We start from the raw sequence: 16,017 nt of genomic DNA, 5'->3' as shown, positions 1-16,017 counted from the left end.
GATATGAATTACAATTATGGTTATGTACGAGAGAATACTTGTTCACAAGAACTAAATAGACAGCTTGATATGTTAGAAAAGTATCACTGCAATGAATTTTTAACTGAGAAAATTTCTGGAACAAAATCCAGTTGCCTAGCGTTGAATAAGTTAAAAGACGTAGTTTGTGAAGAGGATACGGTAATTGTTGAAAGCTGGAGTAGGCTTGAACGTAACACTAGGGATTTCATGGATTTCTTTTCTAAAAACAGGTTATAGGATCTATACTAGATCTACTTTTTAACTATCCGCTTATCTAGAGATGTCTATACAGATAAAATGAATTAAGGTGAATGAAAATGACTGATAAAAAGACCTTTATTGATGTTCTAAAAAACTTATTGAATGCTGGTGAAGGCAATGAAAGTAAGAATGTAGTTGGTCAACATATAGTAAATCAATTAATTAATCAGAAAATGAAACATCTAAATGAAAGGGATGCTAAAGAAAGGAATCATCAGAAAATCAAAGTAAGTAGGCCAAGAAAATAGGTGAAATAACAATAGATTATACTCTATTGTTATTTTTTATTTAGGCTTATCTGATAAAAGTCTGATTAATGTGAGTTGTACCTATGAATAAGAGAAGGGTGAATGTTATTTAGTAATTTTACCTGCTTTTATAATGTATAGTTGTGCTGCATGAAATAACTGAAACTTCATTATACGGGTAGAAGTATTATTGAAAATAGGTTTCTTCTTAGCTACAGGATTAACTATAATGTATCAAATTCAGAAATCATTTACTGTTATTTAGAGTACGATTACTTGACGATGACGCACTAAAAAATGATCTATCTTTTTGGCTGTTCTAATATAGAAAAATAACTTATAATGAAGTGAACAGAAAGTTTGACCAAAGTTTGGATGGAGGAATGAACAAACATGTTAACAATTGCATATATCGCCAATGGAAAGAGTACGAACCGCTATCACTTGCCTTTTTCTACAAAATTAAAAGATAAAATTAAAGTCAAAACGATTTATTCTCGTAGCGATAAACACGCATGGGATAAGATTGAAGGGGTTCATTATACAACAGATATTGATGATATTTTTAATGATCCAGAAATTCAATTAGTCGTCGTGACAACTCCAAGTTCTTCCCACTATAACTATGGAAAAATGATTTTAGAGCATGGTAAGAATGCCTTAATTGAAAAACCATTTACTGAAACTTCTACTGAAGCAAAAGAATTATTTGCATTAGCCAAAGAAAAGAACTTGTTGGTTCAATGTTATCAAAATCGACGCTATGATTCGGATTTTCTAACGGTGCAAAAGGTCATTGAAAGTGGTGTGTTAGGCGAACTATTAGAAGTCGAGATGCACTATGATTACTTTAGACCAGAAGTACCTGAAAATACTGCAAGCTATTCAAAAGAAAGCAGTTATTTATATGGTCATGGATGTCATACAATCGATCAAGTCTTATCTTATTTTGGGAATCCAGAAACAATTCATTATGATGTACGTCAATTGCTTGGTGCAGGACGAATGAATGATTACTTTGATTTAGATTTTTATTATGATAAGTTAAAAGTTTCAGTTAAATCTAGCTACTTCCGCTTAAAAGAGCGTCCTAGCTTTGTTATTTATGGCAAGAAAGGTAGCTTTGTCAAACAAACAAAAGATCGTCAAGAAGAGCATTTGAAACTATTTTATATGCCTGAAAATCCTGACTTTGGAATTGACTTGCCAGAGCATTATGGCGTATTAACTTATGTAGATGAATCTGGAACGTATCATGAGGAAAAAGTAGTATCTGAAATTGGCGATTATAGTCGAGTATATGATGGTTTATATGAAACCATTATGAATGGCAAAGCCAAAATTGTTAAAGATGAAGAAACGATTCGTCAATTAGAAATACTAGAAGAAGGCAGTCAATCATTGAGTATTTAAATAACGAATTTTTAGTATAAGAACTAAACAAACCCACTTAGCAGATTCTTAATACTTGCTAAGTGGGTTTAATTAAAATAAATGAATTTAAGAATGATAACCACGTAGATAGTTTTACTTAAAAATTCTTTAGAAATAACTAGTTTCGTTGACCCTAAGTTTTTTAAATTTGATGAATACCTTAATCAGATTAACGCACTAACTAAGTTGCATGGATAATTTTCTGTCAACTTGCGTAACATAATTTGAAAAGTTTACTGAAATAATAAGAATTTAAAAAACATGCATTTACTCATTTTTTTATCAATACATAAACTTAGCTTTCTATATCATGTTCACATAGATTCGTTTAAGTTTAGATAATGCCTTTCATTTATTCTATTGTCTCTAAAATCAGTAGTTGATTTTGATAGAGAAAAGTCTTTTTTTTTTAATGTATAGTGAATTGGTCTAGTTAATAAATAAGTGAGGGTAGCGCCAATTAGTGTAGAGGATAAAATAGAAAGATAACTTGAAAACACACTCTTTTTACGCTATTATAGAAGAGTTGAAGTAATGAATTATATGAATTTAAAAAGAATAAACTAAACTGAACAAGAGGGGTTCCTATTATGACACAACGTTATGCGATTATCTTGGCTGCTGGTCAAGGTTCACGAATGAAGTCAAAATTATATAAAGTCTTACATCCTGTAGCAGGCAAACCAATGGTAGAACATGTCGTTGGACAAGTTGAAGAAGCAGGATCAGATCGAATTGTCACAATTGTTGGATTTGGTGCTGAGAAGGTCAAAGAACATCTAGGTACTCGTTCAGAATATGCACTGCAAGAAGAACAGTTAGGAACTGGTCATGCTGTGTTGCAAGCAGAAGCTTTATTAAAAGATAAAGAAGGAATTACACTAGTAATCTGTGGTGATACGCCGCTACTAACATCAGAAACGCTAAATGATTTATTCGACTACCATCAAGAAAAAGGTGCAAAAGCAACTATTTTAACAGCTGTTGCCGAAGATCCAACTGGTTATGGTCGTGTTTTGCGTGATGATTTAGGAATTGTTACAAGAATTGTTGAACAAAAAGATGCAACTTCTGAAGAAGCTCGAGTGCAAGAAATCAATACAGGAACCTACTGTTTTGACAATAAAATGTTATTTGATGCGTTAACTAAAGTTGGTACAGCCAATGCACAGGGCGAATACTACTTGCCAGACGTGATTGAAATTCTAAAATCAGAAGGTCAAATAGTAGCTGCATATCGTATGAAAAATCTTGATGAAGCGCTAGGCGTTAACGATCGTATTGCTTTAGCAGAAGCCGGTCGCACTATGCGTAAACGTATCAATCGTAAGCATATGCAAAATGGTGTCACCTTAATTGATCCAAGCAACACCTATATTGATGTTGATGTTCAAATTGGTAGTGATACAGTAATTGAAGCAGGTGTTTTAATTAAAGGCCAAACAATTATCGGAGAAGATTGCTTTATTGGAGCTAATTCTGAAATCTCTGATAGCAAGTTAGGCGATCGAATTAGAGTGACTAGTTCAAATGTTGAACAATCAGTTATGGCAAATGATAGCAATATCGGACCCTATAGTCATTTACGTCCAAACAGTGAAATCGGTGAACGTGTTCATATTGGTAATTTTGTTGAGGTTAAAAATGCAACGCTTGCCGAAGATACAAAAGTTGGTCATTTAACCTATGTTGGTGACGCTGATTTAGGCAAAAATATCAATGTTGGTTGTGGCACAATTTTTGTGAATTACGATGGCAAAAATAAACATCGCGCAACTGTTGGCGATAATGTTTTTGTTGGGTGTAATGCAAATTTAATTGCCCCAGTTACGATTGAAAGCAACAGCTATATTGCTGCTGGTTCAACAATTACGGACGATGTTCCAACAGGAAACTTAGCCATTGCCCGAGCTCGCCAAGAGAACAAAGCAGATTACTACGATCGGTTGCCACATTAATAAATTATCTAATAGCAACTTGAAAAACAGCTGAAATCAAGACACTTTTAACCATAAAGGATAAAAATTCTAAATTATTCCTAATATCTAGTGGAATTAACTTGATTTATTGTGAAAAAATGCATAGTATTAATAGTGAGAAAAAACAACTAAATATTTTAAAAAATAGAAAGTGGAGGCCATTATGTCAGAACATTATTTTGATCCAAAGCTAAAGATTTTTGCGTTAAACTCAAACAGACCCTTAGCCGAAAAAATTGCTAAAGAAGTAGGAGTAGAATTAGGAAAATTATCTGTGGATCAATTCAGCGATGGAGAAATTCGAATTAACATTGAAGAAAGTATTCGAGGGGACCATGTTTATATTGTTCAATCAACTTCTAGTCCTGTAAATGATAACTTGATGGAGTTATTAATTATGATTGATGCTTTAAAACGTGCTAGTGCAAAAACGATTAACTTAGTTATTCCGTACTATGGATACGCTAGACAAGATCGTAAAGCTCGTTCAAGAGAACCAATTACTGCTAAATTAGTCGCTAACATGATTACTGCAGCAGGTGCAGACCGTATCTTGACATTAGACCTACACGCTTCACAAATCCAAGGATTCTTTGATTTACCAGTAGATCATTTAATGGGTGCACCATTATTAGCGAACTATTTCTTAAATCATGATATCGCTAATGAAGACGTAGTCGTTGTTTCACCAGACCATGGTGGGGTAACTCGTGCGCGTAAACTAGCAGAATTCTTAAAAGCGCCAATTGCGATTATCGACAAACGTCGTCCTAAAGCAAATGTAGCTGAAGTAATGAATATTATTGGGAATGTTGAAGGCAAAAAATGTATCTTAATCGATGACATGATCGATACAGCAGGTACAATTACATTAGCAGCAGGCGCTCTAGAAGCAGCAGGTGCTACTGAAGTTTATGCTTGTTGTACACATCCAGTTTTATCAGGCCCAGCATTGCAACGTATTCAAGATTCAGCAATCAAACAATTAATCGTAACCGATTCAATCTACTTACCTGATGATCGTAAATGTGAAAAAATTGTTGAGATTAGCGTAGGTGTTTTAATGGGAGACGCAATCAAACGTATCCATGAAAACAAATCAGTTAGTCCATTATTTGAAAAAAAATTCAAAAGAGATTAAAATGAAGTTAGCCAAAAAACTGTAGCATTATGTCTACAGTTTTTTTGTTTAATATAGGAAGGGGATCAGGTGCCTATCAAATCAATAAGAAAACAATTGGGACTCGTTCGCCCATATGATATAGTATTAGTTATTCTGCTGATGGTGTTCTCGTTTGTACCACTATCTATTTTTACGTGGCAGCAGAGTCAAGTGTCGGCTGATAGTGGAGTAGTAGCAGTGATTTCAATCGATGGAAAAGAAGTCAGGCGCATTAATTTGTCCGATAAAGACAATGCAGAAACGTTTACGCTCTACCCTAAAAAAGGGCAATATAATATTATTGAAGTTAAAGATTCAAAGATTCGAGTCAAAGAAGACAATAGTCCAGACCAGATTGCTGTAAAAACAGGTTGGATTAGTAAACCAGGACAAACCAGTGTTTGTTTGCCACATAAATTAATTATTGCGATAGAATCGTCTGATCCACCAGTTGAAGATGATGACTATGATACAATTACACCAATGTAAAGACAAATCAACTACAGAAATGAGGTCTGCTTTTGGAAATCCACTTAATTGCGAATCAAGAATTAAGCAATCAACAAATGAACCATATTAAAGATTTTATTTATAAAATGAAGACAAAGAGTCAGCTCTTTTTTAAGCTTGATCCAGACTTTTTAGATAGAGCCAATACAAATATGCAACATATTCTAGTAGAAGAAAAGGGTTCGATAAAAGGATATCTGTCGCTTAGTTGCTATGATGATGAGGAAATGGAAATCGCTTCTGTTTTTGAAGAAGATGAATTCATGTTTGAAAAAATGGTCCAACTAGCAATTGAAACAGCACAGCAACAATCTTTAAAAAGAATCTTATTTATTGCCGATCAAACAGATATATTCCTAATAAAATGTTTAGAGAAGTTGAATCTAGCCAGCATATTCAGTGAATATCGAATGAATTTTGTTGGAGAGCTGCTAGGAGCATTGCCACTAGGGGAAGAACATCAACTAGCATTAACAACTGCGACTGTGGAAGACCGTCAACTTATGGGAATGGTTAAAGAAACATTTTCAAATGAACTAACAGACAATTCACTTGAAAGAATTCAATTAGCCAAATTAGATAATCAACTCATTGCGACTTTCAGGTTGAATGAAGATGAAGAGAGTATCGGGATTTATGGATTTGTGGTAGACCCACAATGGCGTGGAAAAGGCTTTGGAAAAAGGGTTTTGTATATGATTATCCAAGAAATCAAAGTGCAATCACAAACACAGACTAAAAAGATCTATTTAGAAGTAGAATGTGACAATCAAATTGCTTTTAATTTATATCAATCAATTGGTTTTAAAATAGAAGCGACAATTGATTACTTTAAACTAGAACTTCCAAAAAATGATTAAATGAGATGCTTTCATTTAATCATTTTTTTTTTTGTATAAAAAAGAAAAAAATCAACAGATACTATGAGAAAATACTGTGAGAATCCATTGGAATAAGAAATGCATACGAGAACATTTTTATACATAATGAATGCATAAAAAATACTCGATTTTTTTCTTTAAATAAATCCTTGCAATCTCTTTCATACTTATGTATGATAGTGAAAAAGTAATAATCGTATCTAAATAGGGATTTCATATAATAGAGTAAGGATATTTTTAGGAGGAATAAAAAAATGAAAAAATTAGTTAAAGTTGCATTTTTATCCATTTTAAGTTTGGCGGTACTCACTGCTTGTGGAGGAGCAAATAGTGCGGAAAGTAGCAGTTCTAGTTCAGAGAATAAAGGACACGGAAAAAATGAACAAGTACTTAATTTAAGTATTGCAGCAGAATTACCAACAGTCGATCCAGCATTGGTTCAAGATGGTATCAGTTTTACAGCCTTGAATCAAGTTATGGAAGGCTTGTATCGCTTAGATAAAAAAGGCAATCCAATTCCTGCGTTAGCAGATGGCGAAGCAACTGTTAGTTCAGATGGATTAACGTATACCTTTAAATTGAAACCAGATTTAGTTTGGTCCAATAAAGCCGAATTAACAGCAGCGGATTTTGAATACGGTTGGAAACGGGTAGTCAATCCTAAAACAGCAGCAAATTATGCTTTTGTTATGAAAGATATTAAAAATGCTCAAGCGATTATGGATGGTACTGCAACAGTGGATACATTAGGAATTAAAGCAATCGACAAATTAACTTTAGAGGTGACACTAGAAAAACCAGTTGAGAATTTCTTAGCAAGTATCACTCGTGGAACTTTCTTTCCACAAAATGAAGCTTTCGTTACAAAAGAAGGCGAAAAATTTGGGACTAATAGTGAACGTGCCATTTATAATGGACCATTTGTTTTAACAGATTGGGATGGTACTGGACTTTCATGGAATTATGAAAAGAATCCCAATTATTGGGATGAAAAAAATGTAGCTTTAACAAAAGTTACAAACCAAGTAATCAAAGAAACATCGACGGGGATTAATTTATATCAAGACGATACAATTGATTTAGTTCGTTTGACTGGGGAATATGCGAAGCAATTTATTGATGATCCTGAATTTAAAGCACCAACAGAAGCAAGATCCGTTTATTTAGAATTAGACCATGTAAATCACCCAGCTTTGAAAAACGAGAAATTAAGAGAAGCAATTGCTTTGACGATTAACCGGAAGGACTTGGTTACAGAAATTATTGCCAATGGTTCAACTGCTTTAGGTGGTTTAGTCACAAAAGATTTAGCTAAAAATAGTGAAACAGGTGAAGATTTCCGTAAAGCTTCAGGTTCTTATTTAGACTATGATTTGAAAAAAGCGAAAACGTTATGGTCTGAAGCGAAGAAAGAATTGGGTATTGAGAAAACAGAAATTGAATTAGTTACTGATGACGATGAAACGAGTAAAAAAGTTAGCCAATTTATCCAAAGCTCGATCGAAGAGGAGCTAGATGGCGTAAAAATTAAAATCAAAAATGTTCCATTTAAAAATCGGATTGAACTAGGCGATACAGGTCAATTTGGTTTGCTGCTATCCGGTTGGGGTGCTGATGCAAATGATCCAGATGCCTTTTTAAATTTATTCTTATCAGGTTCAGTTTTCAACGGTGGAAAGTATACTAACGCTAAATATGATGCACTGATTCAAGCGGCAACAGGAACAGACAGTGGAGATCCAGCTAAGAAATGGCAAAATGATTTAGCAGCTGAAAAAATCTTGATGGATGACGTTGGAATCATACCTTTATATCAAAAAGCTGACTCAATCTTGGTGAAAAGTCATGTAAAAGATTACATTCAATATCAGATCGGTTCACCGAATTTAAAATATGTATCATTAACAGGTGAATAAACGTAGTGCTGATTTGAAAAGGAGAATTTAAAAATGAAAATAACAAATGAATTACATGAAGAGAGTATTCAAGCATTGCATCGATTGATTAATTGTCCTTCTTTTAATACATCTGATGGACTGACTAACCCGCCTTTTGGAGAGGGAATTCAGTTATGTTTGGAAGAAGCCTTGGCAATTTGTGAAGAATTAGGGATGACAACGTATCTTGATCCAGCTGGTTTTTATGGCTATGGGGATTATGGATCAGGAGCTGATTTAATTGGTGTATTGTGTCATTTAGATGTTGTTCCAGCAGGAGATTTAGCTTTATGGAAGTCTGATCCATTCCATGCTGTCACTAAAGATGGGATCATTTATGGTCGTGGTTCACAGGATGATAAGGGTCCAACAATCGCATCTTTATATGCCTTTAAAGCAGTCGTTGATGCAGGATACACATTTAATAAGCGGATTCGTTTTGTTTTTGGAACAGATGAAGAAACGCTTTGGCGTTGTATGGCAGCCTATAATCAAAAGGAAGAAGCACCAACAATGGGCTTTGTTCCAGATGGCACATTTCCGTTAGTTTATGCTGAAAAAGGACTTTTGCAAGTAGTGTTAAAAGGCGCTGGAAGTTCAGAATTAGCGCTAGTTTGTGGCGATGCCTTTAATGTAGTTCCAGGAAAAGCAGATTATCAAGGGGATAAAGCTGAAGCGGTTCAAGCTCAATTAGCGAAGAAAGCTATCCAGTCTGATTTACAAGGAAATATGGTGACAGTTACTGGAAAAGCAGTTCATACTAGCTTGGCCAATACGGGAATGAATGCGATTAATTTACTGGCTCAAGGTTTAGTAACAGAATATTCTCATTCAGTACTTGATTTCTTAACAGAAAAAGTTGGAAATGAAGCCAATGGAGCAAGTATTTTCGGAGAAATTAAAGATGAAGTTAGTGGTGAGTTAACATTCAATGTTGGTTTAGTTGAAATCAATCCAGCATTTTCTGAGATTAAAATTGATATGCGTGTTCCTGTTACAATAGATAAAGAGATACTAGCAACCAAATTAGCTGAGGTTGCTAGTGACTATCAACTTGAGTATCATGAGTTTGACTATGTGCCTTCATTATATGTTCCCAAAGATACCGCACTGATTGAAACCTTATTGTCGGTTTATCGTGAAGCGACAGGTGATTTAACTGAACCCATTGTTTCAGGTGGGGCTACATTTGCTCGGACCATGAAAAATATGGTAGCCTTTGGTGCCCATTTTCCGGATTCTATTGGCCTAGCTCATCAAGTTAACGAAGGATTGGTTTTAAGTGAGCTTTATAAGGCTACAGAAATTTATGCAGAAACAATCAAAACACTATGCTGTGATAAATAAATTGTATAGATAGCGAATAACATAGAGGTATCCAGTTTAATTTGGGTACCTCTATGTTATTTTTTTAATTTCGGTAAAACAAAAATAACAGTTTTTTTAGTTTATATAGTTTTAAAAGTGTAAATACTTGTGTTTTTGGTAATGGTGTTATTAAATGGGTGTAAATAGGAGTTTGTTTTTTTATTATTTGTGAAGTAACACACATTTTATAAAGTGTTGAAATTTTAGTAGTCAAGTATTTTTGTTATGTTAAAATGTTATTTTTTATAGAATTTGTGAGATTTTTAATAAAAACTAAAAAACTAAAAAAAAAATGTAAAAAAAGACTGTCTGATGATTTTGTTTTTTTATGTATACTAAATAGCAGATATAGAACTTATTAATCGTTTTAATTATCACTATTCAAGTATAGATGGACATGCAGATAAGTTACTTGTAAATAGTTAATTAGATTATTTTGGAGAAAAGGTGATAGTGAGATGTCCATGGAGATGGAAGGTTTACTTGAAGAAGATGCGAGATATAAGTTATATCTGTTAAAAATTTTTGAGATAAAGAAAAATCAAATCGTGTCAATTGATACATTATGCGAACTTTTGATGCTTTCAAAATTCAAAGTTCAAAAATACATCGACACATTGAATAGTGAATACGTAGTTAAGGAGGCGTCTTCAGATTTTATTGTGAATGAACGAGGAGATTTGATTTGCTATGATAGTACAAAAGAGCAAATCAGTCAGTTAAGATTACAATACTTAATGGAATCTGGAATATTTAAATTATTTCATGAATTAGTTGATGCACCAATCAGCATTGAAAAATTTTCCAAGAAATACTTTTTGAGCTTATCAAAAGGATATGCTCTAAAAAAAGAATTAAGCCGCTTTTTGAAGCCTTGGGGATTAAGCTTAAAAAAAGATCGGATTGAAGGGGATGAAGGTTCCTTACGAAATGTGTTATTTGAGGTCTACTACTATTTTTATAACGGTCTTTCTTTTCCATTTAATGCAGAAATTTATCAAAAGACCAATCAACTTTATAACAATGTTGTAGCTTCATTTAACCTATCTATACCTCCAACTCAAAAGATTAAACTAGAAATATTTTTGGCGATTCAATGGTTACGCATTAAAAATCATCGTGTTCTTAAGAAGTCTTTTATTCATGTACCCGTTGGGGAATTAGAAAAATTAAGGGGCATAAGACAAAATTTAGAGGGCGATAAGGGATTTTTTAAAGAATTCGTAGACAACGAGTGTGCCTATCTGTTTTTATTTTTAAGTACGCAACAGATGATTGAATTACCACTGAAGTTAAACGATGAGGAAACTAATTTAAAAATAACTAATATAACCGAAAACTTAATAATTGATGTAAAGAACAAGCTTCAATTGAAAGAACAAATTACAGAGTTAGAAAAACAAGAGGCATATGAACACTTAGTGAAGCGATTGAATCAGATTCATACGAGCTTTTTCATTTTTCCATTTACTGCAACAACATTTATCTCAGAAAATCAGATTCAGTTCTTTGAAGAAACACATCCGGTTTTCCATCAAATAATAAAGGCGTTCATAAACCATTTAGTGGAGGAACAAATTTTAACGATGGGCGAGAATGAGCAAATTAAACTTTATTACGATTATATGTTTGCGATGATTATGCATTTTCCAAACACCTATATTGAGGATGATTTTTATATCTGTGTTGATTTTTCTCATGGTGTAACCTACTCCGATTATATTGCTGAAACCATTCGTTCTTTTAAGAATATGAATATTGTTGTTGAACGGAAAATATATCCGCATACAGCGTTATATGTATCTGATTTTTCAATAACAAAATTAAACTGTCCGCAAATTATTTGGGAAAATCCGCCGACAGCTAATGATTGGGAGCAATTTGGAGATAAAGTCATTGCCATTAAAGGAGAAAAAAGATGAAAAAATCAATGATTGTGGGAATGGTAATGACGAGTTTATTTTCATTTCAGCTTTTTGCAACACCAAAAGTAAGAGCTGAGGAACTGAATGAAAGTTCTAAAGTTGTTCAAGGTGAAGGTCATTTAAATCTGATAAAAAAAAATAAAAAACAAAAAGAAAACTCTGATACTACAGGTCAAGGAAAAGTCAAAAATCAACAGGTAGAAGAGTCCTCGAAAGAAGTCCGTACGAATGAACCGGATGAAACAACAATGGAACCCTCACCTGCTACAAATAAAAATTCTTCATCAATTGAGGAAACTAAAGAACCACCAGATACAGCTACTGAGCAAGAAAAAAGTGGAGCAACCAAAAATCATGACGAACACAAAATAGCGATGACATTTGATCAAATTCAAAAAAACATTGTTATCTTAACGAAAGAATTAGAAAAAGTTTCGGGAGAAAAACACTCTTCTCAATTTGGACAGATGCTTGCTAGTCTATCCGGAAAACTGATTTATGGTGAAGTTAGCTAGTAACGAAGGAACAAAAAATAAAAAATGGAGTTGGAAAAATGAGAAATAAACAGAAAGTCAGTATTTATATTGTGATGTTATTACTTGTACTACAAAGTTTGATGCCAACAGGATTAGTGCATGCAGAAGGAGATGCAGCAGCAGAGCCGATTTCGATTGCAACAGTGACTAATGAAACGACATTTAAACAAGGGCAAGATATAATTTTTGATCTTATTGGTAGTGAAGCGAATCAAGGACAAGTTGTCATCACTCCAACGGGATTAACGCAGACGCCCAATGAAAATGCGAACCAATTTACTTTACGTGGGGAAACAGTCGGGCAGTATCAAGTTTCATTTGAGGCTGAAAATGGACAAAAGAGCCAAATAATAACTATTGACGTTGTGCCATCAGAAGAGGTGGCGCCATCAAATGAAGAAAATCCAGTAACTGAACCAGAGACAACGATACCACCAAGTAATACAATTCAAGATACCGTTCAACCAAAAGAAGAACCAAAAAATGCACCCAACTTACTAGAAAATAAACCAACCGTTGCAACAGCAGGCATTCAACCAAAATCACTGCAAACAACAATGGTCGGTTCACCAAATCCAGTCACTAGTCGTGGAGAAGTTGTGCTAGATATTTCAGTATCAGCAGATGCCGGCGATCTTAAACCAGAAAACGGAAAAATTGTTGTCATGATTCCAAGAGACATCGTCTATGCATCAACAGATTTAAGCAATATCGTTTTACCAGCACCATTTGTACTAGAATCAGTGCAAGGCAATGCAACGGATTTTATTGTTACGATTTCAATTGATTTTACGAATATTGATCCAAATGATGCATTCTATGGAGATTTCCAACTTAAATTTGGTGCACCGCTTTTAAGAGAAGGGGACAATCATCAAGATAGTTATGATGTAAACTTAGATTATGCAGGTCAACAAATCCAAGATACTTTGCAAATTAAAAAAGATCCAGTTAGCCCATTACCTAATTTTGATAAATGGGGAAAAGGGAAAAAAGATGCCAATGGTATTTATTTATTAGATAAAGATGTTCCGTCAAGTATTAACAATACATTCCAATTAAGACTTAAAGCGACAACGAAAGATTTTTATAATGTTGTTGATACTCTTCCAACAGGAACAACCCTCGAAGATCCAGCTTTAACATCTGGTATTGTAGGGGACAGTACACCGAATAATCATGTGCGGATTATTCGTGTGCTTACATCGGATCCTGTAACCGGAAGTCCAATTAAGATGGAGTATGCTAGTGATGAACATCCCGTTAAATTTGATCCGGCGACGAATCAACTATCTGTTGATTTTAGGGTTCTCTCAAATGAAACTTATTTAATTGAATATGGGACTAAGGTAGTTGATCCCAATATGGGCGTACAATATAACCAAGTTACGTTCAACCGACAAAATTCTGTTCCGCCTGAGACACGCACTGTACCTGTTCGTGTTTCTGATAGTTCGGCGACTAACTTTATCTTCAGCAAAAGTGTGGATAAAAAAATTATGAATTATGGTGATACAACATTAGACTATACGCTTAAAATGCAGTTATTAAGTGGTGCAAGTATTCCTGCTGGGACTGAATTTGTCGATCAATTAGATAGTCGTTTAACATTTGATTCAATTATTGCGATAGATGCGGCCAAATTCGACTATACTTTGATAGGCAACACCTTAACCTTTAAAACGTTGCAAGATATTCCCGTTAAAGAATTAAACAAAATCGTCTTTAGAGTGGATGCAACTAGAGTTCAGATGGGCGACAAAGTAGAGAACACTATGCAGACGACGTTTAATGGACAGACAGTTCATACTGGAGCTGCGGCAACTAAAAAATATGACGGTCGAATTGAGATTCGTAAAGTGGATGCCAATCAGCAACCATTAAGTGGTGCGACATTTGACATTCGTGATAGCAATCAAAAAGTGGTTTATACGGGAACAACAACAGCTACAGGGATTTTATCAAGCTCAGTATTGCCATTAGGTGATTATACAGTTATTGAAACAAAAGCGCCGGATGGTTATGTCTTAGATGCCACTGAAAAAGCAGTGAGCATTACCGAAACAGATACTGTTCCAGTTCCAGTAGTCGTTGAGAATCATTTAGAAGTGGGTTCAGTTATTTTGAAAAAAGTGGATAGCGGCAATCAAAATAGTGTTCTAGCGAATGCGGTCTTTAATTTGCTAGATGACAAAGGAAATGTTTTGAAAACAGACCTAACGACTGGGGCAGATGGTAAAATTCAAGTAGATTCTTTAGCACCAGGAAACTATAGTTTTGTTGAGACCAAGGCACCAACAGGCTATAAACTAGATGCAACCCCTATTGCTTTTGAGATTATAAAAAATCAGCAACAACCTCTGGAAGTTGTAAAAACGAACGAATTAAAAACAAGTAATGCAGTATTGATAAAAGTTGATGCAGCTAGTGGAGCCGTTCTTTCAGGCGCTGAATTTGAATTGCAAACAACTCAAGGAACGGTAGTGAAAACCGGGTTAGTAACAGATCAAACAGGAAAAATTTCAGTTCAAAATCTAGCTATCGGCAACTATCAATGGGTGGAAGTTAAAGCACCAACAGGCTATGAATTAGATGCAACACCGGTTGTATTTGAAGTTGTAGGCGATAAACTTGTCGAAAGTAAGAAGACGAATGCACTAATTTTGGGAAATGTAGTCTTAAATAAAATCGATGAACAATCTAAGAAAGGTTTAGCTGGTGCAGAGTTTAAGCTGCAAGATAGTCAGGGGAAAACACTTTCTACAGGACTTGTAAGCGATCAAAACGGGAAGATAGCAGTCAATGATTTAACACCAGGCAACTATCAATTTGTTGAAACGAAAGCACCGACTAGCTATCAATTAGATGCGACGCCAATTAAATTTGAAATCGTGAAAAATCAACAAAAACCAATTGAAGTTACAAAAACAAATAAATTAAAAACAAGTCTAGTAACCTTGACAAAAGTTGATGAAGATAGTGGTACAGTACTTGCAGGCGCTGAATTTGAACTTCAAACCGAGCAAGGAGATGTCGTTCAAAAAGGACTGATTACAGATAGAAAAGGTCAGATTTCAGTTCAAGATTTAGCTATTGGACGTTATCAATTTGTTGAAGTAAAAGCACCGACAGGTTATATTTTGGATGCGACTCCTGTTTCATTTGAAGTAGTTGGTGAAAAAGCAGTTGAGACTAAAAAGGTGAATAGTTTGATTCCAGGAAGTGTTGTCTTAGCAAAAATCGACGAACAAACGAAGAAAACTTTGGCTGGCGCTGAATTTATGTTGCAAGATGAAAAAGGAAAAATGATTGCTAGAGAGCTTAAAACTGATCAAAATGGAGTCTTAAAAGTCGCTGATTTAAAACCAGGGAACTATCAATTTATTGAAACGAAAGCACCGAATAACTATGAGTTAGACGGAACTCCACTTAAATTTACAATTGAAAAAAATCAACAAACGCCATTAAAAGTTACTAAAACGAACCATTTAATAGGAGTAATAACTCCACCTGTTGTTGACCCGCCTAATCCGCCAATCAGCGTGGAGCCACCAGTCGCAACGCCAGAATCACCCAAAGTTCCAAGTGCTGTTTTTCCACAAACCGGTGAGAAATCAACAGCAACACTTATGGGAATTGGTATTGCTTTAGTATTAGGTAATATTGGCTTTTATACTAAAAAAAGAAGAAAAACTCTAAAAGAATAATGACTACAAAAAGTAACTTGAGCCTATTGCCTAAGTTACTTTTTTTGT

The 16,017-nt window shown here is 34.4% G+C and carries 12 protein-coding genes; all 12 read left to right on the top strand.

Annotated elements, in window-relative coordinates; all coding sequences use genetic code 11:
• Nucleotides 1-3: 3 nt before the first annotated feature.
• The 12 genes from BR43_RS08310 (at nucleotide 4) to BR43_RS19075 (ending at nucleotide 15,969) form a co-directional block, all read left to right on the top strand.
• Nucleotides 4-258 carry a recombinase family protein gene (locus BR43_RS08310; protein ID WP_051933875.1) on the top strand — a complete coding sequence of 85 codons (255 nt, stop codon included), beginning with the start codon at nucleotides 4-6 and terminating at the stop codon, nucleotides 256-258.
• 80 nt (nucleotides 259-338) lie between these two features.
• Nucleotides 339-530 carry a hypothetical protein gene (locus tag BR43_RS08305; RefSeq protein WP_034561033.1) on the top strand — a complete coding sequence of 64 codons (192 nt, stop codon included), beginning with the start codon at nucleotides 339-341 and terminating at the stop codon, nucleotides 528-530.
• 393 nt (nucleotides 531-923) lie between these two features.
• The gene (locus BR43_RS08300; protein WP_034561031.1) at nucleotides 924-1,943 is read left to right on the top strand and encodes a Gfo/Idh/MocA family oxidoreductase; all 1,020 of its coding nucleotides are present in this window, start codon (nucleotides 924-926) and stop codon (nucleotides 1,941-1,943) included.
• Between the two features lie 611 nt (nucleotides 1,944-2,554).
• Nucleotides 2,555-3,922 (top strand): bifunctional UDP-N-acetylglucosamine diphosphorylase/glucosamine-1-phosphate N-acetyltransferase GlmU, encoded by a 1,368-nt coding sequence (gene glmU / locus BR43_RS08295; RefSeq protein ID WP_034561029.1) that lies wholly within the window; start codon nucleotides 2,555-2,557, stop codon nucleotides 3,920-3,922.
• Between the two features lie 184 nt (nucleotides 3,923-4,106).
• Nucleotides 4,107-5,084, top strand: a complete 978-nt coding sequence (locus BR43_RS08290) for a ribose-phosphate diphosphokinase (protein WP_034561027.1) — start codon at nucleotides 4,107-4,109, stop codon at nucleotides 5,082-5,084.
• A gap of 69 nt (nucleotides 5,085-5,153) precedes the next feature.
• Nucleotides 5,154-5,594 carry a NusG domain II-containing protein gene (locus tag BR43_RS08285; protein WP_342668046.1) on the top strand — a complete coding sequence of 147 codons (441 nt, stop codon included), beginning with the start codon at nucleotides 5,154-5,156 and terminating at the stop codon, nucleotides 5,592-5,594.
• Nucleotides 5,595-5,626: 32 nt separating this feature from the next.
• Entirely contained in the window at nucleotides 5,627-6,475 is an 849-nt protein-coding gene (locus BR43_RS19080) for a GNAT family N-acetyltransferase (protein ID WP_051933874.1), read from the top strand.
• Nucleotides 6,476-6,750: 275 nt separating this feature from the next.
• On the top strand, nucleotides 6,751-8,412 hold the full coding sequence (locus tag BR43_RS08275; RefSeq protein WP_034561024.1) for a peptide ABC transporter substrate-binding protein: 1,662 nt from the start codon (nucleotides 6,751-6,753) through the stop codon (nucleotides 8,410-8,412).
• A gap of 33 nt (nucleotides 8,413-8,445) precedes the next feature.
• On the top strand, nucleotides 8,446-9,780 hold the full coding sequence (locus BR43_RS08270) for a M20 family metallopeptidase (RefSeq protein WP_034561021.1): 1,335 nt from the start codon (nucleotides 8,446-8,448) through the stop codon (nucleotides 9,778-9,780).
• Nucleotides 9,781-10,259: 479 nt separating this feature from the next.
• Nucleotides 10,260-11,723, top strand: coding sequence for a helix-turn-helix domain-containing protein (locus BR43_RS08265; protein ID WP_034561019.1), 1,464 nt, complete (start codon nucleotides 10,260-10,262; stop codon nucleotides 11,721-11,723).
• On the top strand, nucleotides 11,720-12,241 hold the full coding sequence (locus BR43_RS08260) for a hypothetical protein (protein ID WP_034561017.1): 522 nt from the start codon (nucleotides 11,720-11,722) through the stop codon (nucleotides 12,239-12,241). The genes BR43_RS08265 and BR43_RS08260 overlap by 4 nt, the downstream gene beginning before the upstream one ends.
• 38 nt (nucleotides 12,242-12,279) lie before the next feature.
• Nucleotides 12,280-15,969 carry an MSCRAMM family protein gene (locus tag BR43_RS19075; protein ID WP_051933873.1) on the top strand — a complete coding sequence of 1,230 codons (3,690 nt, stop codon included), beginning with the start codon at nucleotides 12,280-12,282 and terminating at the stop codon, nucleotides 15,967-15,969.
• Nucleotides 15,970-16,017: the final 48 nt, after the last annotated feature.

It is taken from the genome of Carnobacterium gallinarum DSM 4847 (assembly GCF_000744375.1).
GTDB lineage: Bacteria > Bacillota > Bacilli > Lactobacillales > Carnobacteriaceae > Carnobacterium > Carnobacterium gallinarum.
The sequence above is the reverse complement of the archived record's forward strand: the minus strand, read 5'-3'. Positions and strand labels throughout refer to the sequence as shown.

What these genes read in the sequence shown, in the direction of transcription:
- BR43_RS08300 (WP_034561031.1), top strand. Translation starts at nt 924, where the DNA reads ATGTTAACAATTGCATATATCGCCAATGGAAAGAGTACGAACCGCTAT.
- BR43_RS08275 (WP_034561024.1), top strand. Translation starts at nt 6,751, where the DNA reads ATGAAAAAATTAGTTAAAGTTGCATTTTTATCCATTTTAAGTTTGGCG.
- BR43_RS19075 (WP_051933873.1), top strand. Translation starts at nt 12,280, where the DNA reads ATGAGAAATAAACAGAAAGTCAGTATTTATATTGTGATGTTATTACTT.
- BR43_RS08260 (WP_034561017.1), top strand. Translation starts at nt 11,720, where the DNA reads ATGAAAAAATCAATGATTGTGGGAATGGTAATGACGAGTTTATTTTCA.
- BR43_RS08305 (WP_034561033.1), top strand. Translation starts at nt 339, where the DNA reads ATGACTGATAAAAAGACCTTTATTGATGTTCTAAAAAACTTATTGAAT.
- glmU (WP_034561029.1), top strand. Translation starts at nt 2,555, where the DNA reads ATGACACAACGTTATGCGATTATCTTGGCTGCTGGTCAAGGTTCACGA.
- BR43_RS08290 (WP_034561027.1), top strand. Translation starts at nt 4,107, where the DNA reads ATGTCAGAACATTATTTTGATCCAAAGCTAAAGATTTTTGCGTTAAAC.
- BR43_RS08270 (WP_034561021.1), top strand. Translation starts at nt 8,446, where the DNA reads ATGAAAATAACAAATGAATTACATGAAGAGAGTATTCAAGCATTGCAT.
- BR43_RS08310 (WP_051933875.1), top strand. Translation starts at nt 4, where the DNA reads ATGAATTACAATTATGGTTATGTACGAGAGAATACTTGTTCACAAGAA.
- BR43_RS08265 (WP_034561019.1), top strand. Translation starts at nt 10,260, where the DNA reads ATGTCCATGGAGATGGAAGGTTTACTTGAAGAAGATGCGAGATATAAG.